The sequence below is a fragment of the Salinimonas lutimaris genome (genome assembly GCF_005222225.1).
GTDB lineage: Bacteria > Pseudomonadota > Gammaproteobacteria > Enterobacterales > Alteromonadaceae > Alteromonas > Alteromonas lutimaris.
In genome coordinates, this window is record NZ_CP036536.1 from 315388 (window position 1) to 341129 (window position 25742).

A 25742-nucleotide genomic window follows, 5' to 3' on the forward strand; every position below is an offset into this window, starting at 1 on the left:
ATTCTAATGTGCCTTCTTGCTGGTTTTTTCGAAAATGTGCGAGTGCGGTATCACGCTCCTACGGTACCTGCGCTCATAATTGTTGTTGTTCCGGCTCCAGTTGAAGCAACTCCGTATTTCTACCTACTCGTTTTAAATCGGCAATCGCACGTGCCGCTTTGGCCCTGAAAATACGCGCAACGGGATCATAATAATAATCGTCTTCATTGAGCTTCTTTTTGCGGTTGAAATGAGTAAATTCGATGGTGCCATACCGCGTTTCTAATTTTCCACTGCGTCCTTGTGTCATCACAGTAAGGTAACCGAAAGGGACTTGCGATATTATTCCTTGCCGTGAGAGTTCACTTTCAAGACTCACGTAAATGAATTTGTTCCAGTGATGCCGCCAAGCAATATACTCAAGCACTCCGATTTTTGTTGGCTCATTGTCAGGAACGGCATACATATCCCGGGTCACTCTTAACAGCCACCCTGCAGCGACTCCTTTAGATAATCGCTTACGAAATTTCTCATTAGCACTTTCGCCCAGTGATAAGCTGATATCATGGGTGCAAAATATTCCAAAATGCCCATTTTTAATAGCTGTATTGAGTGTGGTTATTACTCGCAGCGCGAAACTCATTTGCCATTCTCTCAAGGGGGACCTAGTTAACAGATATGGTAACGATATCATTTGCTATACACTTTTTCGCCATATAAGCGAATATATGTGCATATACTTTTCTGAGAGGACGTATGAGCTCAATTGAAAGCCTGGTTGAACACACCAACAACTTTTTTAATTTGCACTGGCCAGAGTCACTGAACAGTCCCCGGCCGGAATGGAAATCAGACTGGAACTGGCAGGGCTCAGTTCCTCACCATGATAAACGCGGTGTTTACTGTCTATTCGATGGCGCCGGCGACATTTTGTATGTTGGTCTTGGCGCGTCAGTGGGAGGAGGAAAGCGTTTGGGCTTTGGTATATCTCGCCGGCTACTGGCCCATGTCATAACAACAGATAAAACGAAGGGACGGGGCCATTACATACCGAAAAAAAGGTGGGCTGATGTAAACTCGCTTGCTGCTATCGGCTTTCCGAACGAGTATTCATATCTGGCCCTGGCTCTTGAGGATTATCTTATTCAGAAGCTCAGCCCGCCGAGGAATAGAAGTAAGACTCAGCAAAAAAAAGGCGCAATATCTGGTAATTAAACGAGTATATTTTTTCCATGTTTCCAAAGTGTTAAGCGCGAATAAATTTCTGTCCAAACAAGAAAACATATTCGCATTTCGAGGAATGACTTTACAACAGTCAGTCTAAAGCGAGTCTCGGAAGTTAGTTCGCACAGTACAGACGTCCGCCTTAGACAAAGAGCAGACAGTTTGGTTTGTGAATCCGAGTTTCTGGCATGGGCCAGAATCGGAATTTGTTTACGCAAAATCGTTTCCCAGAGGTATTGGCTGGCTAGAAACTTCTTGATCCTGTAGGCAGCTAGTCAATTAACAGTCTACGAGTCAGCTAGCCAGCGCATTATATTCAGTAAAAACTCTTCATTTTGTTCCGCACCAACAGAGCGTAACCCCATCGCTTTGCCTGTACTTTTAACTAATTGCGAAGAGAACATCATGCCTTCAGAAAAAACTGCTACACGTCCTTTACCTAGCTCTAAAACAGCACCTTGACTCCATCCTGACATTGGAACTTTTGGCGTTTCTGCGTTAACTTGGAACGGTACTTTGGGTTCTGTAGCGGTGGTACCGTTCCCTAAATTCAATAGAGATATTGCTTCTTCGGGAGCTTTAAATGCTGAGCCACCGAACGATCTTACCTGAAGTATTTCTGGTGATGGTTTATTAATACCTTGCAGAAAAAGAGGTTGTGATTTTTCAGCTATAGTTTGCGAAATTTCTTTATTGTAAGTTGTCGCGTGCTCAGCGAGAGAACGATTCACTTTGCTAAAGGTTGCGTTTCCAACATGTCCATTGATGAATTGAAAACCAAGTGCAAGTGCTAGATTATCAATAGCTTTGGGAAACGGTGTGTGATCAGCAACTAAAAAAAGTGAGCCACCGTTCAATATCCAGCTCTTGAGAACTTCAACTTCATGGTCATCAAACGCTTCTCCATAAGGTGGAAGCCAGTCCTGTCGATTTCTGTCAAGCGCGTTTGCAATTACTAAAATATCCACTTGCCTTAGCTGATTTTCTGTAATTGCTTTATCATTCGGACTAACCCTAAACCCGTCACTTTCAAGAACTTGCGCAAATGGCTTATATCTGCCGCTCAACGTCAAAAAGTTATTATGGGCTTCGTCTATTAAAACAAGTGGACTACTCGCAGAGGAAAAGTGTGCAACTCTATGTTTAGGTCTGAAGTCAGGATCAAATTGTTGAGGGCTATCAGAACAGGCTACTAACAATATAGCAAAGCCAATAACAATTAAGCTATGAACTAACCTCATTTACAATATCCTTTGTAATAATCAGGTAGTGATTAACGTTAAAATTTTACAGTGCTCGACCATACCATGAAAAATGTTTGCGAGGGTAATTTCACATATCAGAAATATCTAGACGTAATTCAGTGGCCCTCATAGCGTCGTGCAGAGTTCAGTTTTTCAACTTCCGCTTCACGTACACTTCAGCCCTAAAGTATTTCTGGCTTCAAAAGACAAACAACGGACATTCAATAGCGCCTTGCTCACCTGTAAATTAGGAGCGTAGCAAGTAATTTACAGGTGAGCAACTTGTTAGCTGCCAATCAGTGCTGGAGGGTTTACCAGCCAAACAATTACAAATACAGCAATGGCTCCAGTCGCTCTAATGGACATTTTCTGAAACCTTGACTCGACAGTTAACAGCCCTGGAATAATGGCAGCAATAGCCGATAGTGAAATAGCAAATCCACCTCTAAAAATGAAGGCTTGCCAGCTCGTTGGATTCGGAATCATCACGGCCAGAACGAATAGCACCAACAAGAATAAAACGCCAATTATTAATCCAGTAATTAATTGCCAATTAGGAGTTTTTTTCAAATCTGAAGCTCCTGAGTATTTGAACCCCGATACGGGCAAACGATGTTCCTCATACTTTTCTTCAAGAGCCTTCCATATATTCTTTTCTAGATACTCTTTAGTCATTCTCTGCATATTTGCAAAGGCTTGAGAATTAGGCTCTTGATAAGAAGATCCCAAAACAGAAGAATGACTACGCAGAAATCGAATGTGTAGAATATACGATTCCAAAACCGCATGGCATGTCTCTGCGAAGCCAGTAACCCACTTACCGTTAACATGCGCTCCTAGCAACCCACTATTTCCGACAAAGCTTTCTACATAATTAAAATATGTATTGCCTTTTCTCTGACACTCAATCAGTTGATCTGCGGACGGGGATACCTTACTAGAATTGTATTCAATGGCTAATGGCTGAAGAACATCCATGTACTTTTGCTTGAGTTCTTCAATCTTCTCTTCTGCGCTCAGAACGAGTTGCTCATTAGTCATTAGATGAATCTTGCTTAACTGCCATTGCCAGTAGCGCATTCAAATCGGAGTTGTCAGCCCCCTTCGTTAAGAACATTTTGGTGGAGCCACAATGCTTAACAACTATGTGCTGGCATTCAGTTCGGCTTAAGGTTTTTCCAGACGCAATAGCAGTATCAATATCTTTCTTTATTGACTCCAATTGCTGCTGTGTTGGATTCCAGTCAATAAGATTGCAGTGATCGCGCAAAAACTTTTCTAGATTTCTATTCATTTTTCTTCCTTCTCAAATGATATAGGTGCCACCTGAGCAGCTAACAATTTAATATGGCGCGATTTGCGCGTTTTTCTACCAACGCATCGCTCACTTTTATATTTTCACCATTATTACCAAACTAGCTATCATATTGCTACATAAAGGAAAGCTGTCAATCTGGATAAAATGCTAAAAAGAAAAACGAGCGATTGGGTCGTCTTCCTGAATATTGGAGCGACGCAGCTTATTTAGATAAATAATTAGCTTCGCAATACGCTTATGTCGTTGCTCACTCGTTTTGCCACTAAAATGCAATGAGCCAACGGCTGCTTCACGTACACAGGGGCTGCACAAGCAGCCCCGTAAAGCCTAAATTTCAATAGATTCCGATATTTCCAAAGCGTCGTCCACCTCGATGCCTAAGTAGCGGACTGTGCTTTCTAACTTCTTGTGGCCCAGCAAGAGTTGAACTACCCGAAGGTTTTTAGTCTTCTTGTAAATTAAATAGGGTTTGGTTCTGCGCAGTGAATGGGTACTGTAGAGTGAGGCATCTAGTCCAAGTTTTTCGATCCATCCGTGAAAAATGCGATTATATTGTCTAGTTGATATGTGCTCAGCACCGTGTATACGCGATTTGAAAAGGTAGTCAGATGCTTTTAGTTCAGCGTTCTTTACCCAAGCCAAAATCGATTCTCCGGTGTTCGGTGTTATCTCAAATTGGACAGGACTACCAGTTTTTTGCTGAACGACATGAGTGCGCCTCAGCACTGAACGTCCGCAAACGACATCTGAAACTTTGAGTTTAACGAGGTCACAACCTCGTAGTTTGCTATCAAGACCAAGATTGAACAGTGCGAGATCACGCGTCCGCCCTTCAAGTTCTAATCGAATTCGGATACCCCATATATGTGATATCTGAAGAGGCTTCTTCTGCCCAATAATGCGATCTTTGTTCCAAGGTGTATGGATTTGAATTGCCATGAGTTGTCTCCTGCTTAGTAGGAAACATAAGTATGGCATTCAAGTTGACTGGCGCATTTAGACAAATAGCTGACGTTCAACACTCCACTAAAGGGCACTAACGCGGTGGCTATAATCGGAGCGAAGCGACACAGCCACCTCGTTTGTGTCCCGTCGAGCTTGCGAGCAATTCGAGTGGTTTGTTATATCCGTTCATTTAGGTCCGAGCGCTTCATCTTGTCTCTTAGGTTCGGCGCCAACCTATTAGTTATTTCAGTTAAGGTGTCAATTTGCCAATTTTGACAATATGGTGAAAGCCAGATCTCATCTACAACCGCTTCCAAATTCAAATTGAATGTTCGAACAGGGGATAAAGTATTAGGATCTATTCTGACTGGTGGATTGTCTGGGGAAAGTTCCCCTTGCGGCAAACATATTAGAGATTCGTTTACGCTAAAACGTATCTCTGATTCTGATGAGTAAGCTGGTGCTTTAGCATTTAATAATGTTGTATTTATCTGTAGTTCTTCTAGGTCACTGAAATCATTTCGATAGACTACTTCTCTAAAGTCATAGCTATATTCACCCCATTCGATCCCTTCCAAAAGTTGGCCGACAGTAGTTTTTAAAGCTACACCAATTCTAGATTCACCAAGATAAGCAAACCAGAGAGATCTGCATTCGTGCTCTTTACCAGCCCAGCAACTTATATAATGCGACTTTTTAACTGTATCTATATGAACATTTGCTCCACTTACAATATGTTCCTTGCCTTCCAGAGCCCCGTATTCTTCAAGCCGCTTTAGCATTAGGGAAGTTTCAAGCCGGTCCGCTGCTATTGCGACCTGAGTGAATTTGATTGTTCGAGAAACAAGCAAGTCTAAGTATTTATCAAGACTCAGGTAACGCCAAATAATTGTATCTTTAGGAGGTCTCGAAGGCTGCTCAAACATAAAACGTCCTTGTGAGGATATAACGCCGCGCTTTGCGGCTGTTTTGTAGCGCCAGCGAAAAAACAGTCCGGCAACAGCGCCTTGTTAGGTCAATAATGATCCAATATCTCAGAGCGAATATAAGTAACGCCGGATCGTTCTTCAATTTTTGTTGGCCTATATGCGCAACACATTGGAAGAAGCACTTCCTCTTCCTCGGGAAAATCCGAAATATGAGAGACATCCCTAGGAGCTCTTTTGTCGCGCTCCGACAAAGCGGAGACTGGCACAAGTTCAAATATTACGTTTCCGCCAAAACAGGAATCGATACTCTTAGATGCTGAAGTAAATGGAGCCCAAATATAAATACTATCGACTTTGTACTTTTCTATATCGCTACTTGGCATATTACTACCGCGAAAGCTTGGCCCCGTGTACTCATCTAATTGTCGCAGTGATACAGCTAACTGACATATCCAAGGTACTAGTGGATCATGAGAAACATCATTCCCTGAATGCCCTTTACGGAGCAAATTGTTTATGTAGGGATAAATCCCATTTTCCTCGGTATATTGCTTTATAATAATGGAGTTTAGGTCTGCCTCACTTTCTACAATTTCGAAATCTTTAGCTTGTTCGCTAAAACCAGCATACTGTAAGTTTTCTGCAATTGTATTTTTGAGGAGATCAAACTCTTCGAGAGCCTTATAGGCTCTATTGCGATAGTCATCACTTAACTTCACATGCAAAGGCACCAAGTGACCAAGCCAATGTGAAAATGGATAACGCTCGATTGCTCCTTCTAAAATAAAATTTTCACAATCATATATTCCAATGTCTTCACTGAGTGTCAGAAGATCACCTAAAGCTGATTTTGATAATCGATCTCGCATATCAATGACCTAACATTTAAATGAAGCGGACCCTAAGAACCGCTTATTAATTTTTATCATACCGGGCCATTTCCCGCTATCCTTCGCTGTGACTGGGCTGGCAGCACTTTTAATATTTTGCGAACCTATTAATATGCGAACCACGATTCGCATATAAATACATCTCTATTGGCATAGTACAGCTTTACACAGCCAAGTCATATACTTAGGAGTTCGCAAAACGTGGAACACAAAAAAAAATACGAATCGCTGAGTCAGGTCAAAACCTGATTAACCGCTTTTCCTTTGCCATTAACAGGCTGGGGTACAGTAAAAGGACAGAGCAAAGCTATCGCTACTGGATAAAGTATTTCCTGAACTACAATCGCGCTACGCCTGCCCAAGACCTCTGTACAGAGCATATCAACCGCGTTCTCCAACATATATCTAACCGTAATAAATCAGCCACAACGGTCAACGCAGCCATTAACGCGATTAATTTCTTTTTCAAACATGTTCTGGAGCGGGATATGGGGCATCTTGCCCCGATTCATCGCCCTAAGGCATCAACAAATCTTCCTGTTGTATTCACCCACCAGGAAGCAATGAAAATACTCCGTGCGATGTACGGTACACATCGTCTAATGGCATCCATCCTCTACGGCTCTGGCCTTCGGATAAGTGAATGCGTTCAATTGAGGGTCAAAGACGTGGATTTGTCCCTGAGAACTATTCATGTTAAGTCCGCTAAAGGTAAGAAAGACCTTGTCACGCTATTCCCTGAAAGGCTTATCAGGCCATTGTCTCAGCAATTACAATGGAGGAAGTCACTGCACGACTATGACTTAAGTCTGGGCAAAGAACATGTTGAGCTACCTAATTCATTGAGTAAAAAATACCCTGCCGCAGAACGAGCGCTGGGATGGCAATACCTCTTCCCTTCAGCCATAGCAAGAATGGACAAAACCTTTAACGTCGAACGTCGCTGGTATACGTCAACCCGCACTTTACAAAAGGCGGTAAAGAGAGCGATTCAGATTGCCGGAGTGCACAAACACGGCGTTTGCCACACATTTCGCCATACATTTGCAACCACCGTGTTGTCCAACTCACTTGTTTGCGCATAAAAGTTTGTTGTAATAACCACAAAATTCAGTATGACTTGCGCCTTCACTTGACCTTCGGCGCTAAAGCTAATAGGTTAATGCAGCCATTAGAATGAGGAACGCAATGAAATTGCATCAAAACAACAGAATTAACAGCAAGGTGGTAATTGCCGCCCTGATGCTGTTTGCACAGTTGTTTTTGTTTGCCTCAGATGCTTTTGCTTTTGATAGCTTCTTCGAAAACGCTACAGAATCACACCACGAATTGTGTGTTCAGGACTCCAATGTATGTCTCCCAGATAACAATTCTGCAGACGACGCTGGCGCAGACAACTGTGACCACTGCTGCTCCTGTCACGGACATTTTACCCATATCGTATTATTTAAAAATACTGATAGCCATTTAGGTAAATTTGGCGAGATGGCACTTGCTGCTTACCGTTCTTTCCCCCCCTCTCACTTACAACCTGGTATCGACCGTCCTCCCAGAGCCTAAATCCTAGTCATTTTTTACCTATTTAGTTACTGACCAGGATTTACAATATGAACTCTTTTTTTTCGCATGCGCGCAAGCGTATGTTCACTGTGGTCGTGAATAGTGTGTTGCTATTCATATCAACCACTGCAACAAGCAAAACAATAACGTTCGAACAAGCGGCACGTCTGACGTTGCAGCAACACCCGGATTTACAGCGATATCAGTCGCTGCTCACTGCTACAGAGGCAGATAGAACGCTGGCTAATCTTACTCCGGCTTATCACGTTGGCGTTGAAACAGAAAACCTGCTCGGCTCCGGTGACTCATCAGGCATTAGTGATGCTGAGTTGACGGTTTCACTTTCCTCTATTTTTGAGATGGGAGGAAAGCGCGATGCAAGGGTATCCTTGGTTGACGCCAATTTATCCCTGTTACAGTCAGAGCGCTATGTTGCTTCGCTCAAACTGTTAAGCGAACTAACCCGGCACTATGTAAAAACACTCGCAGCTAAAGAGCGGCTGACATTGGCACAAACGTCTGTTTCTCTCGCGGATGAAGCCTTATCTATTGTTAAACAGCGCGTTGAGAAAGGCGCAACCAATAAAGCTGAATTTATGCGCGCCAGAGCCGCACTCAATCAAGCCAAAGTCGACAAAGCATCCGCTGAAACGGCTCTCGCTATTGCCAAGCAGTCACTTGCTCTATTTTGGCAGGGAGATGCTGAGGCAATCGATAAAATCTCGGGTTCACTTAGTACCCTTCCCGCAAAACGGCAGTATTCCGCTGTTTATCAACAATTTCTTGAATCAGCAAATGTGGAACGACTCACCCAAGCTATCAATGTGAAAGAAGCTGAACAAAAGCTGGTAGAAAGTAATGCCAGTGCTGATATTTCATGGCGCATTGGTGTGCGGCGCTCTCAGGCAGTTCAGGATACGTCTGTTGTTGCGGCTGTATCCATGCCGCTTTTCGCTGAACAAAGAAACCAGGGCGCCACTCGGGCTGCCCTGGCGAAGAAAGAAGCCGCGGTAATTGCCAGAGACAGTCAGATACTGGAGATAAAAGCATTACTGTTCAAAGCGCAGCAATACCTCAATTTCTCCATTGATGCTGTAAAGCATATCAACGACACCGTTTTGCCCGACCTTGAAACAGCTACCACGCTCGTGCTCGAAGGTTACCAGCGAGGGGCATACAGCTACCAGGACTGGATTGCATCCAGAGATGCGTTGATACGCGCACATGCAAAGGTCATCGAATTAAGCGAAAACGCGTTAGTGAACCAGTCACTCGTTGAACAGTGGACCGGAGTATCCGGTCAGGCTTCTCCTACTCAAGAATTCCGGAATAACCATGAATAGACTATTAGTTATTATCTCACTACTACTGTGTCTGACGGATGCCAATGCCGCAGCAAGTGGTAAACAATCCCACGCGGCTGAATCGAAAACATTTACCAATAGCAGCGTATCGTTGACATTACGCATTCAGGATACGAAAGAGGGAGCATATTTACTGGCCGAAAGGGCTGATCGCTCCCAGCCGCTGCCACCTGACGCGCTTAACGTCACGCTCAATCGTATGGGAGGACGTCAGGACATCATCCATTTTGAAAGCTATGAAAATGGGCTCAGGTCCACAAGTTTTATCGCTGAGCCGCACTCATTTCTCGCGAATATTGCACTCTCACTGGGAGAAAATAGCTTTTCGTGGGATTGGGAGAAGCACGAAGCCCGAACTGAGATAGATGATGCGTATTCCAGTCAGGCTGGCGTAACCACAAACGTTGCTACGGGCGGTGAAATAAAAAAGCACATCGAGGTTTATGGTCAGTTGACTATACCGCCACAACAGCGTGCCGAGGTTCACGCCCGGTTTACGGGAATTGTTGAGCAGCTCTTTACTGATATTGGCCAGACTGTGAAAGCCGGAGAGGCAATAGCGCAGGTGCAGTCAAATGACAGCCTCCAGTCTTACGATGTAAAAGCGCCAATCAATGGCGTTGTCGTATCGCGCAACCTGAATATCGGAGAGCTTACCAGCACAACACCGCTTTTTACGATTGTTGATACCTCAGTGCTTTGGACGGAATTAAAGATATTTCCAGCTCAGCGTAGTCAGGTTGCTGAAGGCAAATCTGTTCACATTATTGCAAATGGTCGTCAACTCGAGAGCACGATTTCCAGCATTGTTCCTTCTCACGAACAGCAGCCTTATCAACTAGCACTGGTAAAAGTGGTGAACAAGGACGGCCTACTCTCTCCCGGCGATTTAGTCACAGGCATTGTTGACTCACAACAAAAAGCGGTGCCGGTAAAAATAGAAAATCGGGCCATTCAAATCCTTGACGATAAGCCGGTTGTATTTCTGAGTGAAGGCAATGCTTATCAGGCAACACCTGTAACCTTAGGTCTGCAGGACGATAACTTTACTGAAGTCGTCGCAGGAGTATCCGCCGGACAAAGGTATGTTGTCGACAACAGCTACTTAATCAAAGCGGATATACAAAAATCCGGCGCATCACACGCACACTGATAGGGAGAGACAAATGATAGATAATATTGTTCGCCTCTCAGTCGAGCGGCGTTACCTGCTGTTAACCCTGGTGCTCGTCATCATAGGCATCGGCATATGGAGTTATCAGAGACTACCGATAGATGCGGTGCCGGATATTACTAATGTTCAGGTTCAGATAAACACGGAAGCACCTGGTTATTCGCCACTTGAAGCCGAGCAGCGAATTACCTTTCCGGTTGAAACCGCGTTGTATGGTCTGCCCAATTTGTCCTATACGCGCTCTATTTCACGTTACGGACTTTCTCAAATCACCGTGGTATTTGAAGAAGGAACGGACATTTACTTTGCGCGGAATCTTATAGATGAGCGCCTGGCAACGCTGAAAAGTGTTCTGCCGCCGGGGCTTGAACCTGAGATGGGGCCAATTGCAACGGGCCTGGGTGAAATCTTCGTTTACACCCTGGAAGCGCAAGACGGAGCCCAAATGCCGGATGGCTCGCCCGTTACGCCTATGGCACTTCGAGAAGTTCAGGACTGGATAATCAAACCACAACTGGCTCAGGTTAAAGGCGTGGTAGAAGTGAATACCATAGGGGGGTACGACAAGCAGTATCACGTGATGCCACATCCAGCGAAGATGCTGGAAATGGGTGTGACGATGTCAGATATCCGCAAAGCGTTGGTAAGCAATAATGACAATGCTGGAGCCGGGTATATAGAAAACCATGGCGAACAACTGTTAGTTCGCTCACCGGGGCAGTTAAAAACAATTGAGGATATCAGGAACGTAGTTGTCGGACGTAAAGGTTCTGTACCTGTTTTAGTCAAAGATGTGGCCGAAGTGGGACTGGGCAAAGAGCTGCGCACAGGTGCGGCAACCCGAAACGGGGAAGAAACCGTGATGGGCACAGTGATGATGCTGGTAGGGGAAAACTCGCGTGAAGTTGCAGCACTCACCAATGAAAAATTTCAGCAAATACAAACGTCATTGCCCGAATGGGTTAAGGCAGAGGTGGTATATAACCGCACTACGCTGGTAGACAAAGCCATTCAGACTGTACAAAAAAATCTTCTGGAAGGCGCACTGCTGGTTATCGTTATCCTGTTTTTACTGTTAGGAAACATCCGTGCTGCCCTCATTACGGCGGCAGTTATTCCTATCGCGATGATGATGACTATTACCGGTATGGTCCAGCGGGGGGTCTCTGCAAACCTGATGAGTCTCGGGGCCCTGGACTTTGGTTTGATTGTGGACGGCGCTGTCATCATCGTGGAGAACTGTATTCGCAGGCTCTCAGAAGCGCAAAAGCAACAAGGCGGTATACTGGCGCTTAAAGCGCGCTTACAGGAAGTCAAAGAAGCCACTATAGAAGTTATCCGTCCCAGCTTGTTTGGCGTAGGTATCATCACCGCGGTGTACTTACCTATATTTACCCTTTCTGGCGTAGAGGGAAAAATGTTTCACCCCATGGCAACTACCGTAGTAATCGCACTACTTTGTGCGATGGTATTGTCGCTCACAGTTGTGCCTGCTGCGATCGCCGTTTTTATGCGTGGAAAGATCAGCGAAAAAGAGAGCATCATAATCCGCGGGGCGAAAGCCATTTATCGACCTGCGCTTGAGTGGGTGCTTAAGTTCAAATCGCTTATTCTGGCAGGCGCGCTGGGTCTCGTTGTGGTTTGCTCATGGCTCGCCTCTACTTTAGGTTCAGAGTTCATCCCACAGCTTGACGAGGGTGATATCGCGTTGCATGCACTGCGAATTACAGGTACGGGATTAGAGCAGTCTGTTGAAATGCAGGAACTCCTTGAAAAAACCATTATCGACTTTGAAGAAGTTGACAAGGTATACGCGAAAGTGGGTACGCCAGAGGTGGCCACCGACCCCATGCCACCTAATGTCGCCGACACATTTGTGATGCTCAAGCCCCGCTCTGAGTGGCCCACTCCGGATAAGCCTAAATCGCAGCTCATTAAAGAGCTTGAGAATGCAGTCACAGCGCTGCCGGGCAATAACTACGAGTTTACGCAGCCTATCCAAATGCGCTTTAACGAGTTAATTTCCGGTGTCAGAGCCGACGTTGCGATTAAAGTCTTTGGTGATGATTTGGATACCTTACTGGCATCAGCAAATTTGGTTGCATCACTGACGAAAGGGTTACCTGGCGCAGCAGATACCCGTGTTGAACAGGTGGCGGGTCTGCCTATGCTATCTGTCATTCCCAAACGGAAAGTGATGGCGCGGTATGGCCTCAATATCGACGACATCCAATCTCTGGTTTCGACCAGTATTGGTGGTCAGCAGGCAGGCTTGATTTATGAAGGTGACCGGCGCTTTAAATTGATAATTCGCCTTCCGGAGCAACTACGACGCGACGTTCAAAAGCTAAAGGTACTGCCAGTCCCCACACCCGATGGATATGTACCTCTACAGGAAGTTGCCACATTAGAAGTCAAACCCGCGCCAGCACAGATCAGTCGCGAGAATGGTAAACGCCGTGTGGTCGTTACAACCAACGTTCGCGGGCGTGATCTAGGTAGTTTTGTCGCAGAGTTGCAGGCTACATTGCAGACTGAACTGGAACTTGAGGATGGCTACTGGCTGGAATATGGCGGAACGTTCGAGCAGTTGGAATCGGCCAGCAAAAGATTGTCCTGGGTGGTACCGGTGACGCTGGCGCTCATCGTCGGGATTCTTATTCTTGCATTTGGTTCAGTAAAGGATGCCTTAATCATCTTCACCGGTGTGCCGCTGGCACTAACTGGGGGTGTACTTGCGCTGTGGGTACGGGGTATGCCGCTGTCTATTTCTGCCGGTGTAGGGTTTATCGCATTGTCAGGCGTTGCCGTATTAAATGGTTTAGTCATGCTCGCGTTTATCAGGCAGCTGTGGTTTGAGAAAGGCGATCTGTACATCGCTGTCATTGAGGGGGCAATAGTCAGACTGCGACCCGTTTTGATGACTGCCCTGGTAGCAAGTCTTGGCTTTGTGCCCATGGCACTGAACACAGGCACTGGTGCCGAGGTTCAAAGGCCACTCGCGACGGTAGTCATCGGCGGCATTATCTCATCAACTTTACTAACACTGTTCGTGCTCCCAAGTTTATACCAATTGGTGCACAGGAAAGCGGATAAACAGTAAAACAACAATGCCCTGGTTTTATCCAGGGCACTACAGGAGTATGTATGACGCACTCACATTCCCATACCTCAGAAAAAATTGGCTGGGCTTTTTTCCTTAACTTTGGCTTCACTATCATTGAGTTCATTGGAGGATGGTTAACAAACAGTACCGCTATTATGGCGGATGCCGTGCATGACTTAGGTGACACATTGTCAATTGGCAGTGCGTGGCTTCTGAATAAACTCGGCACTAAAAGCGCGACGAAAGAGTTTACCTATGGCTATCGCCGGCTGAGTTTACTTGGGGCGCTGATAAACGGCATTGTTTTAATCGTTGGTTCCGCCTGGATCCTTTATGAAGCTGTGCCACGCCTGAGTAACCCGGAGATGCCAGAAACAGAAGGCATGATTGTACTGGCTATTCTTGGCGTACTGGTCAACGGCTTCGCCGCTTATAAATTACAAGGTGGTAAATCGCTAAATGAAAAAGTTCTGAACTGGCATTTACTCGAAGACGTTTTAGGTTGGGTAGCGGTACTCATTGTCGCTATTGTTATGCAGTTCAAAGACTGGCCCGTTCTGGATCCTGTTCTTTCTATCGGATTTACACTTTTCATACTGTTCAATGTTATCCGAAACCTCGTCAGCACTGTGAAGCTGTTTTTTCAGGCGTCACCAAACAATAGTCTTTTACAAAACGTAACTGATAAACTGCTTGAACTTGATGCTGTTAGCGATCTGCATCACCTGCATATCTGGTCATTAGATGGTGAGCATCATGTCGCGACAGTTCACGTCGTTAGTCAATTTGAGTCGAAAGCTGAATATCTTGAATTAAAAGAAAGTGTGTCCAACGCGCTGCAAGAGTTTGAGTTATCGCATACAGCTATTGAAATTGAGCTTACCAGCGAAAAATGTCGGGATGCTGATTAATATTAATTTTGTATATAACAAATGGGCGGTGTAGCCACTATGAAACGACTTTTTACTTCAGTAATGGTCACCACCCATTTTAACTGTATGAATCGATACTAATTTATTGAACATCTACTCACCTTTTTATACTTATACATTAGGTTGAGGGGATGACCGCTTTGTCCGATGCATCGCCTGCCAAGCCGCTATTGCTGAATAACTGCAACTCGCTCCTAACTGCCATCAAAGTTGCAATAGGCCAACGGCTGCTATACGTACGGAGCTGCCGCCCACGAGTTTCAGTACCAACGGCAGCTACCGGCACTGAACAAACTGTCAGACCTGATTAAGCTCTACCATGGGTATTGTGTTAACACCAAGCGATTCTGTCGGTCTTTAGTTACCACGCGACTTTATCGCCCTCTGTATTTAAAGTTGAATCTTGATCTCAGCTTTCCCATCCCTGTCTTTGGTGTGAAATCCTGATCTGGTTTTGGTGGGATATCGTGATTTGATTGTTCCACAACACAAATTTTAGCGTGAAATCTCGATCCAAGTCTCCTCGGCGCTGTCTTTGGTTTGAAATCCTGATCTGGTTTTGGTGGGATATCGTGATTTGATTGTTCCGCAACACAAACTTTAGCGTGAAATCTCGATCTAAGTCTCCTCGACCCTGTCTTTGGTGTGAAATCCTGATCTGGTTTTGGTAGGATGTCGTGATTTCATTGTTCCGCAACACAAACTTTAGCATGAAATCTCGATCTAAGTCTCCTCGACCCTGTCTTTGGCGTGGAATCCTGATTTGATTTTGGTGGGATATCGTGATTTGATTGTTCCGCAACACAAACTTTAGCGTGAAATCCTGATCTCTTTTTGGTGAGAAATCTCGATTTAAGACTCCTCAACCCTGTCTTTGGTGTGAAATTCTGATTTGATTTTGGGATATCATTACTTCACAGCCTAATCTCAGGGTGAGATCTCGTATTCAAAATTCTCACTCCTTACTTTGGCATGAAATACTGATCGGGCGTTGATGTCATAGCGTGATTTTATCGTCACACACATCCGGGAGGTTAGTAAAATCAAAGTCTCAGCCAGTTTATTTATTTTTGACCTGTAACTCAAAAAGACAACACATCAGAGTGAAACGCCACTAGTTCAGCAGACACATCATGACCATACTAAATGCCTACTTTACGCACAAAGTTGACTAATAGGTTCACACTATTAGGTGAACAAGGTCAAACGTAACCTCACAATACTCCAGCCCAAAGCCCGATTAAGTCTGACAAAGAACGGCAAGGAAGCTTCTAGTATTTTGTAGCTATTCATCCCAACCACTTCAAATTGGTTAAAGAAACTGCCAAAGTAAACCTGAAGCGCGAAGCGCGCAGATATCAATATCTATTTAGTAAAGGACAAGAAGTAATTAAAGGAGCACGCATGCCAACATCAGTAACTGGAGCATTCAATGCTTTTCAGAAGGAGACGGTCAATCTCGACTCATATAGAACAAAAAGTGCACGGTCAAGTCGAGATTGGTTGGTCGGCAAAATAAATGCGTTTGATAATTTTTTCCCCTTGTACACCGACAAGCACATTTCCTTTGGCTCTTTTGCAAGAAGAACAAAGATACGCCCACTCGATGACATAGACATAATGATTGCCCTTACAGGGCAAGGGTGTTCATACTCGGAGGATGGATTTGGCAAAATCACCATTCATGTACCAGATGATTGCGATGCATATAAGCATTACCGGCACGCATCCGCTGATTCATTGAACTCTATTCGGATAGTAAATGAATTTGTCAGGAAGCTATCAAACATTGATCAATACAAGTCCGCGACCATAAAGCGAAACCAAGAAGCAGCTGTCCTCAATCTAAAATCCTATGATTGGGCATTTGATATTGTCCCTTGTTTTTTCACTACTGAAGATGCGTTAGGGAGAACGTTTTATATTATCCCCGATGGAAATGGCTATTGGAAAAAGACAGATCCGCGAAGGGACCGTTATAGAGTGACAAACATCAATACGTCTTGCTCCGGTAATATGCTGAACGTGCTTAGGCTCGTTAAGTATTGGCAAAAACGCCCAACAATGCCATCTATGGGGTCATACCTTCTTGAGTGCATGGTGCTCAATTACTTCGAAAATAAGGGCACTTGTTCTCAATTCCAAGACATGGAATTGGCAGGTGTGTTTGACTACATCGCTAATCATATTTTTGCAAATGTTCCTGACCCGAAAGGCATTCAGACAAACTTGAATGACAAGCTTTTATATGAAGAGCGTGAGAAAATCTACAACAAAGCCACTGCCGACGCCATAGTAGCTAAAGAGGCAAGGAATTTAGAAAACGACGGTGATCACAGAGCAAGTATTAATAAGTGGCGACAAATTTTTGGTAATAACTTTCCGGAGTACGGCTGATGGAAAATGACATTATCAGGAAACAAAACCAAGAAGTTTCTATCAATATGATCGCAGCATTCAGGCAGAAATATTCCGATATAAAACGCGTAAGTTTTATACAAGTGGTGTTGTCTGTTTGGTTGTCGATTGTATTGGGGGTACTCGCTTTGGCTTTGAAAAGCCAGTTAGTTACTGGAGTAATCGGAGTACCACAACTTGATATAAGTCTATACGTTTCGTTTTATTGCGTTGTGATAGCGCTTGCAGATTTGTTCCTGTTCAACAAACTAATCGACTCTGGGAAAGAGTTGGCAGCCAAGATTCAAGAGAGATTTGATACTAATGTTCTCGGGATTTCATGGAACATAACGTTAGCCGGAACTACGCCAGATGCGGAGGTTATATATAGTCTTAAGAATAAATTTTACAGAGTAAAGGGTAACAAAAGGGAGCACCTTACTAACTGGTATAACCCTAAAGTTGAGGACGTCTCTCATCACAAGGGTGTTCTGCTGTGTCAACGAATGAACCTTTATTGGGATAAATCTCTTCGACAGGCGGTAAATGGGCGCATTCTTATTGCATTGGTTTTCTGGTGTACAGTCATACTGATAGTCGCATTGGCCCAAGACTTATCTCTTAGGACATTGCTTCTTGCAGTGGTTTGCCCTTTGCTACCGATCCTAAGTTTCTCTCTAAAGCTAATTTCTGATAACAACAAATCTATTGCAAACCTGACGAGGTTGAAAGAAGTCTTGGAGTCCGCTTGGATGGATGCAACAGGCCAAGGTATTACAATTGCGAAACTTCGAGAAGTACAGAATGAAATCTATCAACACAGGAAAACAAACCGGCCTATATCAGACCGATTTTATTGGAAGCAAAAAGATGAATTCGAAGGCGATGCACAATACAGCATTGAAGAAATGATCGCAGAGCTAGAGCCACAAACCGCAATGGCCTGAGGATGACCAATGAAAACCCAAAAAGCTCGAGACTTGAGAGCTGCTAGTGAAGTTTGTGGCCAATATCTACGTCTCTAGTACGCTGAGACTGTAAAATAAATGCTCAGCGTTTTCGATTCAGAGATAAAACTTGTTGGTAAAGAACGGTGCGAATTGTAAAAATCTCTACGGGTCAATGGCAGAAAATCGTACACGGTAGACTACAAACGCTGAATATCAGGCTATTGATTTTTGCCTTATAAATCTACACAAATGACGAATGTTAGCCGATAGATACAAGTTAAGGTGAGCGCGCACAGTGAAATTGTGTTCTTCTTACAATTTTAAGTGTGTAAATAATTTAAAATACCACAGTCCCTAATGGTTTTGTCTTGGTCACACGATGACGCCATATTTTCGAGTGATGACTTTAATGCGTTTAGCTCTTCAATGCGAATAATGACGTCTGATAAATGCTTAGCTATTAACGTATTGATATTTGAACAGCTCTGATCTGGCCTCGAACGACTGTCCATTAGCGTTTTTACTTCCATGATAGACATATCTAATGAACGACACTGTTTGATAAACAGGAGTTGTTCAATAGTCCCCTTGTCGTAGACACGATAATTTCCACTTGAGCGCTTAAGCTCAGGCAAGAGCCCCTTCTTTTCATAAAAACGAATGGTCTGAATACTACAGCCTGTCGTCTTTGCGACATCACCAATTTTCATTTTTTTCTCCTAACCGTTGACTCTATACCAAGTATAGACTTTATACTCATACTATTCATCAGTAAAGAGTGTGTTTCTAATGAGCGGATGTGGGTGCGAAGTTGAAATAAAAGACCAGTCTCAACGACAGGTTTTGTATTGGCTTTTGGGAATAAACGCGACAATGTTTGTTATAGAAATGGGGATCGGGTTGCTTGCTGATTCAACCGCATTAATAGCCGATTCACTTGATATGCTCGCCGACGCAGTTGTCTATGGTGTTGCCCTTTATGCTATTGGTAAATCGCTATTGCACAAAGCCAATGCGGCTAGAATTAGCGGCTTTTTTCAGATGGCACTGGGTGTGTTGATTATCATTGATATTGTAAGACGGTCAATTTACGGTAGCGAACCTGTATCGGGACTAATGATGGCTATGGGGGCAGTTGCACTGGTTGCTAATGTCATTTGTCTTGTGATCATACGCAAACAAAGAAATGAAGAAGTGCATATGCGGGCAAGCTGGATATTTTCAGCCAACGATGTGATTGCCAACTTAGGTGTTATCTTTGCTGGCGTTTTGGTGTTTTGGCTCGATTCTCGATGGCCTGATCTGGTTATCGGTGTGATAGTTTCGTGCGTTGTGTTGCGCGGGGCAAAAATGATCCTCGAAGATGCTGGAAATGAAAGACAGCGAGCGCTTAATACGCAAAGTTGATAAGAAAATGCCAATTTTTAATTGCACATCAAAACTGCGTAGGTTGGCATGGCTACTTATTACTTTGCTCATGTGTCAATCGGGCTTTTCGTTCGCCGCTCAATGCGATGACTACCCTGCGGAGGTATCGTCAGTCCCTGAACAATCAAAGTCGATAGGCACTTATGATGTTCCCGAAAAAAATGTAAATGCTGGTGATAATACGTCGAGTGAAGAGTCTAAGTGTTTCCATTGTGTGCTGTGTCAATGTGGACAGATTAAGTTTTTGGCACAACACCCAATAAATGACGTATCTAAACCGTTATATACCAATCAATACAGTTATTCCCGCAACGTCACTGACGGCCTAGTCGAAGGCCTTTTGCGCCCACCTCAACATTAATCCATTCCCTCCTATATGTTTGCATGGATGCTTTCCATGTATGTCGTTATCTTATGAACAAAAGGTTCTTTTATGAGTTCTTCACGCCCATTGGGCATAAAAAAAGCTAGCTCAGCGTATCTGAAATTGATATCTGCTGTACTGGTAACCATGAGCATATCTGTTCAATCTGCCAATGCGCAAAAGTCTTCAATCACGCTTGAAAATGCGCTCAAACGCACATTATCAAACAACCCAGATTTAGTTGTGTTCGAATTTAAATCTTCGGCTTTGGATGGTGAATCAAAAATGGCCAGCTTACGACCTGAAATGTCTGTTGGGGTTGAAGTTGAAAATGTGTTGGGAACAGGCGAAGTGTCTGGTATCAAAGATGCCGAATTGACACTGACCTTATCGTCGGTCATCGAGCTTGGAGATAAAGTCAGCGGCCGAATGAATGTGGTGAGTTCAAAAAAAGCACAACTGCTTACACAACGGCGCATTCGTACGCTGGACATCTTGGGTGAAACAACTCGACGATATATCAATGTCATTGTCCAACAAGCGTTGCACAAGACTGAGCAACGAGCTGAAATGCTGGCTCGCACAATGCTTCAGACAGTCTCTACACGGGTTGAAGCGGGGGCTTCTTCACCACTTGAGAAAAAACGTGCAGAGTCAGCGTTGTCGCAGGCGCGTTTGTCGTTATTGATAAGTGAACAAAAACTCAATGAGTATAAACGCGACCTGGCCATCATGTGGGGTGACACTAACGCTGCGTTTGCGGAAGTTGAAGGGACACTGTTATCGTTTCCAAATTCACTATCACTTGAACATATGCTTTCACAGCTTCAAAGCAATCCACACGTTCTGCTTTATGCTGATAACTATCGGGTACAAGAGGCCAGATTGAGAGTGGTTCAGGCCAGTCAGCAGTTCGACATTGCGTGGGAAGCCGGTATCCGAAGAATGCAGGGAATTAATGACACAGCGTTAGTCGCCAGTATTTCGGTGCCGTTAAATACCAAGCAGCGGAATCTAGGAGAATACGAACAACAGCGCGCATTGCTTGACAGTATCGACTATCAAAAACAAGCGAAAATTCGTGAACTCACTCGCCAATTAAATCAAGTCATTAGCGCAAAAGACCAAGCCTTGCTCACTGTTACGACCCTTCAAGACAATGTCGTTCCCACATTGGAATCTGCATTGAAATTGGCGCGGGATGGCTATGAAAGTGGTCGCTACAACTATATAGAGTGGGTGACAACGCAACAGCAACTCATAGATATGCAACGAACACTGATAAAAGCCGCAGGCTTAGTCCACCTTCGAAGCGCAGATCTAGAGGCACTTACGGGAATTCCCGTGTTTTCTGACTCTCCCTCGACGTCTGCTCAATCATCAGAATTACTAGAGAAAAAATAATGAATACATCACAATTTACATTACTCACTAGCGCACGTTACTTGCTTGGCGTGTTAGCCATGCTACTTACTTTATTGTTTGCTACTGTCGCCCTGGCTGATGATGACGATGAGGAAGCCGAAGAAAGACCCGAGTACGTAGTATTATCTCAAGAACGGATGCTTAAACACGATATCGTGACTGCTTCAGCCGCGTCAGGATCATTATCGCTCACAACCAGAACGTTTGGGCGGATAGTTCATGATCCTGCGTCACTGAGTCATATTCGTGCCCGCTTCGACGGTGTTGTAAAACGTATCATGGTGAATATTGGAGATAAAGTAGAAAAAGGTGACACGCTGGCAATCATTGAGTCAAACGAGAGTTTAAATCAATACTCAATCACCTCACCGATGTCTGGAAAAATCATAGCTAGACACGCCAATGATGGTGAGCTCACCAACGGTCAAGTGCTGCTTTCTGTTGCTAATTACTCTCGCGCAATTGCTCAATTGGCTATTTTCCCCAAACAACGTACTCATATTGCCGCTGATATGGAAGTCACTTTAAGGCTTGAGGAATTGCAGCAACAATCAAGTATAAGCCACATTACGTCCTCACCGGATGACAAACCCTATTCTATCGCGTTTGTGAACGTTGATAATGGCAGTGGTTATTGGCCTTTAGGCGCTATGGTAGAGGGTTATATTCAGATTGGTTTCCAAGAAGTCAATCTGGCACTCCCCAAAAGTTCAATACAAGAGTTAGATGGGCAAACCATTGTTTTTGTCAAAGAAGGGGAACGATTTTACCCCCGCCAAGTAAAACTTGGGAACACGGACAACCGTTTAGTAGAGATTGTGAAGGGCGTTCAAATAGGCCAGCAAGTCGTTGTAGAAAATAGCTATCTACTAAAAGCTGATTTATTAAAAATGGAGGCGGGCGATGATGACTAATTACCTGCGCATTTATTGTCAAAAGCAAAGCCAAGTCCATAAAAACGGTGAGGTGAGAGCATGATTGCACGAATACTCCGTCTGTCGATTGAGCGCCGTGGTGTCATGATGTTGTTCGCCTTGTTTGTCGCCTTTTTTGGTATGTACAGTTACAAACAACTGCCGATTGATGCTGTGCCTGATATCACCAACGTGCAAGTGCAGATAAATACCGCAACCCCAGGTTACTCGCCTTTGGAGACTGAGCAACGCATAACGTTTATAGTTGAAACCTCGCTGGCCGGTTTGCCTAATTTATCGTATACCCGCTCGATATCACGCTATGGCTTGTCGCAAGTCACAGTCGTGTTTAAAGAGGGCACCGATTTATATTTCGCACGAAATCTCGTCAACGAGCGTCTCACCGCCATCGCGGCGCAATTGCCAACAGGGTTAACCCCTGAAATGGGCCCTATCGCCACAGGCTTGGGTGAAATTTACATGTACTCGTTAAGTGCTGAGCCTCAGGCGCGACAGGACAACGGTCAACCCTATGATGCTATGGCATTAAGGGAGATCCATGATTGGGTAGTTAAGCCCCAATTGTCGCTTGTTGAGGGGGTGACCGAGGTTTATGCGGTAGGCGGATTTGAAAAGCAATATCATGTGAATCCTAATCCAGTCGCAATGATAAACTTTGGGATAAGTACAGGTGACCTTCTCAGTGCGCTAGAACGCAACAATGCGAATCAAGGCGCTGGTTTTGTAGAACAAAATGGGCAACAAGTACTGATCAGATCGGAAGCCCAACTGAAGGGCATCGACGATATCGGCCAAGTGGTTGTTAAGATCATTGATGGCGTACCGGTAAAAATTCAAGACATCGCCCAAATCAACCTCGGTAAAGAGCTGCGCTCTGGAGCCGGCACGTTAAATGGCCAAGAAACAGTGATTGGCACGACAATGATGTTAGTGGGAGAAAACTCTCGTACGGTCGCCAAAGCTGTGGACAGTAAGCTCGAAACCATTAAAACAAGCTTACCCGAGGGCGTTATCCTTGAAGCGGTTTACGATAGAACAAGCCTCGTTGACAAAACCATCGACACAGTACAGAAAAACCTCGTCGAGGGCGCTTTACTTGTCATCGTTGTGCTATTCGTTTTGCTTGGGAATGTGCGAGCTGCACTTATTACAGCCGCTGTAATACCCCTGGCAATGCTTGCCACGATATCGGGTATGGTCAAAACCGATGTGTCTGCTAACTTAATGAGTTTAGGCGCACTGGATTTTGGCTTGATTGTCGATGGCGCAGTTATCATTGTTGAAAACTGTATCAGGCGATTATCCGAATCCCAGAAGCAAAACGGCGCAACTCTACCGCTCAAAGAAAGACTGAATGTTGTATATGAAGCCACTAATGAAGTCATACGTCCCAGTTTGTTTGGTGTATTGATCATTACCATTGTTTATACCCCCTTGTTCACGCTCACTGGCGTCGAAGGTAAAATGTTCCACCCCATGGCAGCGACCGTGATAATGGCTTTGCTTGCCGCAATGGTATTTTGTTTTACCGTAGTGCCTGCGGCGATAGCAATTTTCATGAGAGGTAAAATTAGCGAAAAAGAAAGCCCAATTATTAAAGGTGCAAAGGCAGTCTATCGTCCTGTTTTAACCGGAGCGCTGCGTTTTAGATGGCTAGTGGTAGTAGCAGCGAGTGCTTTGGTTGTCGGCAGTTTATGGATGGGCAGTAAATTAGGCTCCGAGTTTATTCCCCAGCTCAATGAAGGTGATATCTTAGTACAGGCAATACGGATCCCTGGGACAGGGGTAGAACAAGCAGTTGAAATGCAAAAAACTCTTGAAGCGAAACTTATGCAGTATGAGCAAGTACAGACGGTATTCGGTCGCACGGGTACGGGTGAGGTCGCCACCGACCCTATGCCACCAAACATTACTGATACGTTTGTTATTTTAAAGCCTCGGGAGCAATGGCCCGATCCATCAATGACAAAAGCTGAGTTAGTGGAAACGTTTGAAGAGGACTTGTTTACTTTGCCCGGCAATAATTATGAATTTACGCAACCTATACAAATGCGTTTTAACGAATTGATTAGTGGCGTAAGGGCAGATTTGGGGATAAAGCTATTTGGGGATGACTTAGATACGCTCTTTGCATCTGCTTCTGACATTTTGACCGTTATTTCAACGATTGAAGGAGCTGATGACGCGAGGCTTGAGCAGGTAGAAGGCATTCCAATCTTCACCGTCACACCAAAGCCTGATCAATTGGCACGCTTTGGTTTGGATATAGCCGACTTGCAGTTATGGCTCAATGCTGCGACAGGTGGAGAAACCGCTGGAATGATTTTTGAAGGCGACAGACGCTTTGAGATTGTCGTGCGATATGGCGACGACATTCGAAATGAACTCACTCAGCTTGAGAGCGTTCCCATCGTCACGCCCTCTGGTGAGCATGTACCGATAAGCGAATTAGCCACACTGGCATTTAAAGAAGTACCTAGCCAAATAAGCCGGGAAAATGGCAAACGTAGTATTGTTGTCACAGCAAATGTGCGTGACAGAGATATTGGCACTTTTGTTGAAGAAGCTCAGGCGAGAATCAATGATGAAGTAGATTTACCTGCTGGTTATTGGCTCGACTATGGTGGAACCTTTGAGCAGCTCGAGAGTGCGAGTCAACGATTGACTATTGTGGTACCGGTTACGTTGTTTGTGATTTTGACAATGCTGGTAATTGCGTTTGGTTCTATACGCGATGCGTTGATTATCTTCACAGGTATCCCTTTGGCATTAACAGGCGGTGTAATGTCTCTTTGGTTAAGGGATATGCCTTTATCCATATCCGCGTCGGTAGGATTTATCGCGTTGTCTGGGATTGCCGTATTAAACGGATTGGTAATGCTGTCCTTCATCAAGCAACGTTTGCTAGAAACCGGAGAATTAGTGAATAGCATTGTTGAAGGGGCACTTATTCGCTTGCGTCCGGTATTAATGACAGCACTAGTGGCAAGCCTTGGATTTGTGCCCATGGCGCTCAATACGGGCATAGGTGCAGAGGTGCAACGGCCTTTGGCCACGGTGGTCATCGGCGGGATAATATCGTCAACCTTGCTAACACTGGTAGTGCTGCCTGTACTCTATCGACTCGTGCATAGTAAAGGGGATCAGTAGTGTTCTTGGGCATTTATTCGTAAATGCCCAAGTTTTACCTGAACGATTTTTAGGTACCTATTGACTCTTTATTAAGTATAGACTTTACAATCATATTCTTAACGTCATGTACGATAAGGATAGATATGGTTTCGCTTATTTTAATATCTGTATCTAACCTTTGTGAGCCCAACCCATTCGCCCTCGGTGTTCTAAGCGGGGGCTTTGTTTTTTATAGCAGGCAAATCACTTCCTCGAACTCACCATTTCGCCAGAACCCAAGTGATTTTTTTCCTCTGGGCGTGATGCGTTCAATGTAGTTTGGGAAATCGGTGTGCTTACCGTAAAGCGTATTCCCGTGAGTTAACAGTTCATGACTGAGAGCATCAGAAAGACTATCTCGTGAGATCTGTTTAGCTAACTTCAGCACATCAAGTGAGTTGATCATA

22 protein-coding genes and 1 pseudogene are annotated in these 25742 nt (G+C 44.5%); 14 read left to right on the forward strand and 9 right to left on the reverse strand.

The window, feature by feature from the left end:
- Positions 1 to 73 precede the first annotated feature (73 nt).
- Entirely contained in the window at positions 74 to 622 is a 549-nt protein-coding gene (gene abiEi / locus EZV72_RS01365) for a type IV toxin-antitoxin system AbiEi family antitoxin (protein ID WP_137165549.1), read from the reverse strand.
- Positions 623 to 735: 113 nt separating this feature from the next.
- Between abiEi and EZV72_RS01370 the strand changes: the two genes are divergently transcribed.
- Positions 736 to 1194, forward strand: coding sequence for a GIY-YIG nuclease family protein (locus EZV72_RS01370; RefSeq protein WP_137165550.1), 459 nt, complete (start codon positions 736 to 738; stop codon positions 1192 to 1194).
- Positions 1195 to 1490: 296 nt separating this feature from the next.
- Here the strand turns inward: EZV72_RS01370 and EZV72_RS01375 are convergent, their stop codons facing one another.
- From EZV72_RS01375 to EZV72_RS01400, 6 genes are all read right to left on the reverse strand, one after another.
- Entirely contained in the window at positions 1491 to 2444 is a 954-nt protein-coding gene (locus EZV72_RS01375; RefSeq protein ID WP_137165551.1) for a DUF4350 domain-containing protein, read from the reverse strand.
- Between the two features lie 288 nt (positions 2445 to 2732).
- Positions 2733 to 3488, reverse strand: coding sequence for a hypothetical protein (locus EZV72_RS01380; protein WP_137165552.1), 756 nt, complete (start codon positions 3486 to 3488; stop codon positions 2733 to 2735).
- A complete protein-coding gene (locus EZV72_RS01385; protein WP_137165553.1) occupies positions 3481 to 3741 on the reverse strand; it encodes a hypothetical protein in 261 nt (86 codons plus the stop codon). The genes EZV72_RS01380 and EZV72_RS01385 overlap by 8 nt, the downstream gene beginning before the upstream one ends.
- Before the next feature lie 351 nt (positions 3742 to 4092).
- Positions 4093 to 4704, reverse strand: a complete 612-nt coding sequence (locus EZV72_RS01390; RefSeq protein WP_137165554.1) for a tyrosine-type recombinase/integrase — start codon at positions 4702 to 4704, stop codon at positions 4093 to 4095.
- 182 nt (positions 4705 to 4886) lie between these two features.
- Positions 4887 to 5636 (reverse strand): hypothetical protein, encoded by a 750-nt coding sequence (locus EZV72_RS01395; RefSeq protein WP_137165555.1) that lies wholly within the window; start codon positions 5634 to 5636, stop codon positions 4887 to 4889.
- An 89-nt stretch (positions 5637 to 5725) separates the two neighbouring features.
- Positions 5726 to 6508 (reverse strand): hypothetical protein, encoded by a 783-nt coding sequence (locus tag EZV72_RS01400; RefSeq protein ID WP_137165556.1) that lies wholly within the window; start codon positions 6506 to 6508, stop codon positions 5726 to 5728.
- A 269-nt stretch (positions 6509 to 6777) separates the two neighbouring features.
- Here EZV72_RS01400 and EZV72_RS18785 point away from each other — a divergent pair.
- The 9 genes and pseudogenes from EZV72_RS18785 to EZV72_RS01440 all read left to right on the forward strand — a co-directional run.
- Positions 6778 to 7008, forward strand: a pseudogene (locus EZV72_RS18785) (site-specific integrase); the annotation flags it as partial.
- Positions 7009 to 7017: 9 nt separating this feature from the next.
- Positions 7018 to 7614 (forward strand): tyrosine-type recombinase/integrase, encoded by a 597-nt coding sequence (locus EZV72_RS01405; RefSeq protein WP_137168619.1) that lies wholly within the window; start codon positions 7018 to 7020, stop codon positions 7612 to 7614.
- A gap of 103 nt (positions 7615 to 7717) precedes the next feature.
- Complete coding sequence (locus tag EZV72_RS01410) at positions 7718 to 8089, forward strand: hypothetical protein (RefSeq protein ID WP_137165557.1); 372 nt, start codon at positions 7718 to 7720, stop codon at positions 8087 to 8089.
- 47 nt (positions 8090 to 8136) lie between these two features.
- Entirely contained in the window at positions 8137 to 9432 is a 1296-nt protein-coding gene (locus EZV72_RS01415) for a TolC family protein (protein WP_137165558.1), read from the forward strand.
- The gene (locus tag EZV72_RS01420) at positions 9425 to 10606 is read left to right on the forward strand and encodes an efflux RND transporter periplasmic adaptor subunit (protein WP_137165559.1); all 1182 of its coding nucleotides are present in this window, start codon (positions 9425 to 9427) and stop codon (positions 10604 to 10606) included. The genes EZV72_RS01415 and EZV72_RS01420 overlap by 8 nt, the downstream gene beginning before the upstream one ends.
- Positions 10607 to 10619: 13 nt before the next feature.
- On the forward strand, positions 10620 to 13730 hold the full coding sequence (locus tag EZV72_RS01425; RefSeq protein WP_137165560.1) for an efflux RND transporter permease subunit: 3111 nt from the start codon (positions 10620 to 10622) through the stop codon (positions 13728 to 13730).
- Positions 13731 to 13774: 44 nt separating this feature from the next.
- Positions 13775 to 14644 (forward strand): cation diffusion facilitator family transporter, encoded by an 870-nt coding sequence (locus tag EZV72_RS01430; RefSeq protein WP_137165561.1) that lies wholly within the window; start codon positions 13775 to 13777, stop codon positions 14642 to 14644.
- A gap of 1425 nt (positions 14645 to 16069) precedes the next feature.
- Positions 16070 to 17062 carry a nucleotidyltransferase gene (locus EZV72_RS01435; protein ID WP_137165562.1) on the forward strand — a complete coding sequence of 331 codons (993 nt, stop codon included), beginning with the start codon at positions 16070 to 16072 and terminating at the stop codon, positions 17060 to 17062.
- On the forward strand, positions 17062 to 18009 hold the full coding sequence (locus EZV72_RS01440; protein ID WP_061093931.1) for an S-4TM family putative pore-forming effector: 948 nt from the start codon (positions 17062 to 17064) through the stop codon (positions 18007 to 18009). Before EZV72_RS01435 ends, EZV72_RS01440 begins: the two co-directional genes overlap by 1 nt.
- A 323-nt stretch (positions 18010 to 18332) precedes the next feature.
- Here the strand turns inward: EZV72_RS01440 and cadR are convergent, their stop codons facing one another.
- Positions 18333 to 18722: a Cd(II)/Pb(II)-responsive transcriptional regulator gene (gene cadR, locus EZV72_RS01445; RefSeq protein WP_015065929.1), complete on the reverse strand. Its 390-nt coding sequence runs from the start codon at positions 18720 to 18722 to the stop codon at positions 18333 to 18335.
- Between the two features lie 79 nt (positions 18723 to 18801).
- Here cadR and EZV72_RS01450 point away from each other — a divergent pair, with 79 nt between their 5' ends.
- The 4 genes from EZV72_RS01450 (at position 18802) to EZV72_RS01470 (ending at position 25314) form a co-directional block, all read left to right on the forward strand.
- Positions 18802 to 19419 (forward strand): cation transporter, encoded by a 618-nt coding sequence (locus EZV72_RS01450; RefSeq protein WP_137168620.1) that lies wholly within the window; start codon positions 18802 to 18804, stop codon positions 19417 to 19419.
- A 454-nt stretch (positions 19420 to 19873) separates the two neighbouring features.
- Positions 19874 to 21208 (forward strand): TolC family protein, encoded by a 1335-nt coding sequence (locus EZV72_RS01460; RefSeq protein WP_137165563.1) that lies wholly within the window; start codon positions 19874 to 19876, stop codon positions 21206 to 21208.
- A complete protein-coding gene (locus tag EZV72_RS01465; protein ID WP_061093929.1) occupies positions 21208 to 22143 on the forward strand; it encodes an efflux RND transporter periplasmic adaptor subunit in 936 nt (311 codons plus the stop codon). Before EZV72_RS01460 ends, EZV72_RS01465 begins: the two co-directional genes overlap by 1 nt.
- Positions 22144 to 22203: 60 nt before the next feature.
- Positions 22204 to 25314, forward strand: a complete 3111-nt coding sequence (locus EZV72_RS01470) for an efflux RND transporter permease subunit (RefSeq protein WP_137165564.1) — start codon at positions 22204 to 22206, stop codon at positions 25312 to 25314.
- A gap of 211 nt (positions 25315 to 25525) precedes the next feature.
- Here the strand turns inward: EZV72_RS01470 and EZV72_RS01475 are convergent, their stop codons facing one another.
- Positions 25526 to 25741 (reverse strand): hypothetical protein, encoded by a 216-nt coding sequence (locus tag EZV72_RS01475; RefSeq protein WP_061093927.1) that lies wholly within the window; start codon positions 25739 to 25741, stop codon positions 25526 to 25528.
- Position 25742 lies beyond the last annotated feature (1 nt).

Excerpts from the sequence above, each read along its gene's own strand:
- abiEi (WP_137165549.1), bottom strand. The coding sequence starts at position 622 with ATGAGTTTCGCGCTGCGAGTAATAACCACACTCAATACAGCTATTAAA.
- EZV72_RS01370 (WP_137165550.1), top strand. The coding sequence starts at position 736 with ATGAGCTCAATTGAAAGCCTGGTTGAACACACCAACAACTTTTTTAAT.
- EZV72_RS01375 (WP_137165551.1), bottom strand. The coding sequence starts at position 2,444 with ATGAGGTTAGTTCATAGCTTAATTGTTATTGGCTTTGCTATATTGTTA.
- EZV72_RS01380 (WP_137165552.1), bottom strand. The coding sequence starts at position 3,488 with ATGACTAATGAGCAACTCGTTCTGAGCGCAGAAGAGAAGATTGAAGAA.
- EZV72_RS01385 (WP_137165553.1), bottom strand. The coding sequence starts at position 3,741 with ATGAATAGAAATCTAGAAAAGTTTTTGCGCGATCACTGCAATCTTATT.
- EZV72_RS01390 (WP_137165554.1), bottom strand. The coding sequence starts at position 4,704 with ATGGCAATTCAAATCCATACACCTTGGAACAAAGATCGCATTATTGGG.
- EZV72_RS01395 (WP_137165555.1), bottom strand. The coding sequence starts at position 5,636 with ATGTTTGAGCAGCCTTCGAGACCTCCTAAAGATACAATTATTTGGCGT.
- EZV72_RS01400 (WP_137165556.1), bottom strand. The coding sequence starts at position 6,508 with ATGCGAGATCGATTATCAAAATCAGCTTTAGGTGATCTTCTGACACTC.
- EZV72_RS01405 (WP_137168619.1), top strand. The coding sequence starts at position 7,018 with ATGGGGCATCTTGCCCCGATTCATCGCCCTAAGGCATCAACAAATCTT.
- EZV72_RS01410 (WP_137165557.1), top strand. The coding sequence starts at position 7,718 with ATGAAATTGCATCAAAACAACAGAATTAACAGCAAGGTGGTAATTGCC.
- EZV72_RS01415 (WP_137165558.1), top strand. The coding sequence starts at position 8,137 with ATGAACTCTTTTTTTTCGCATGCGCGCAAGCGTATGTTCACTGTGGTC.
- EZV72_RS01420 (WP_137165559.1), top strand. The coding sequence starts at position 9,425 with ATGAATAGACTATTAGTTATTATCTCACTACTACTGTGTCTGACGGAT.
- EZV72_RS01425 (WP_137165560.1), top strand. The coding sequence starts at position 10,620 with ATGATAGATAATATTGTTCGCCTCTCAGTCGAGCGGCGTTACCTGCTG.
- EZV72_RS01430 (WP_137165561.1), top strand. The coding sequence starts at position 13,775 with ATGACGCACTCACATTCCCATACCTCAGAAAAAATTGGCTGGGCTTTT.
- EZV72_RS01435 (WP_137165562.1), top strand. The coding sequence starts at position 16,070 with ATGCCAACATCAGTAACTGGAGCATTCAATGCTTTTCAGAAGGAGACG.
- EZV72_RS01440 (WP_061093931.1), top strand. The coding sequence starts at position 17,062 with ATGGAAAATGACATTATCAGGAAACAAAACCAAGAAGTTTCTATCAAT.
- cadR (WP_015065929.1), bottom strand. The coding sequence starts at position 18,722 with ATGAAAATTGGTGATGTCGCAAAGACGACAGGCTGTAGTATTCAGACC.
- EZV72_RS01450 (WP_137168620.1), top strand. The coding sequence starts at position 18,802 with ATGAGCGGATGTGGGTGCGAAGTTGAAATAAAAGACCAGTCTCAACGA.
- EZV72_RS01460 (WP_137165563.1), top strand. The coding sequence starts at position 19,874 with ATGAGTTCTTCACGCCCATTGGGCATAAAAAAAGCTAGCTCAGCGTAT.
- EZV72_RS01465 (WP_061093929.1), top strand. The coding sequence starts at position 21,208 with ATGAATACATCACAATTTACATTACTCACTAGCGCACGTTACTTGCTT.
- EZV72_RS01470 (WP_137165564.1), top strand. The coding sequence starts at position 22,204 with ATGATTGCACGAATACTCCGTCTGTCGATTGAGCGCCGTGGTGTCATG.
- EZV72_RS01475 (WP_061093927.1), bottom strand. The coding sequence starts at position 25,741 with ATGATCAACTCACTTGATGTGCTGAAGTTAGCTAAACAGATCTCACGA.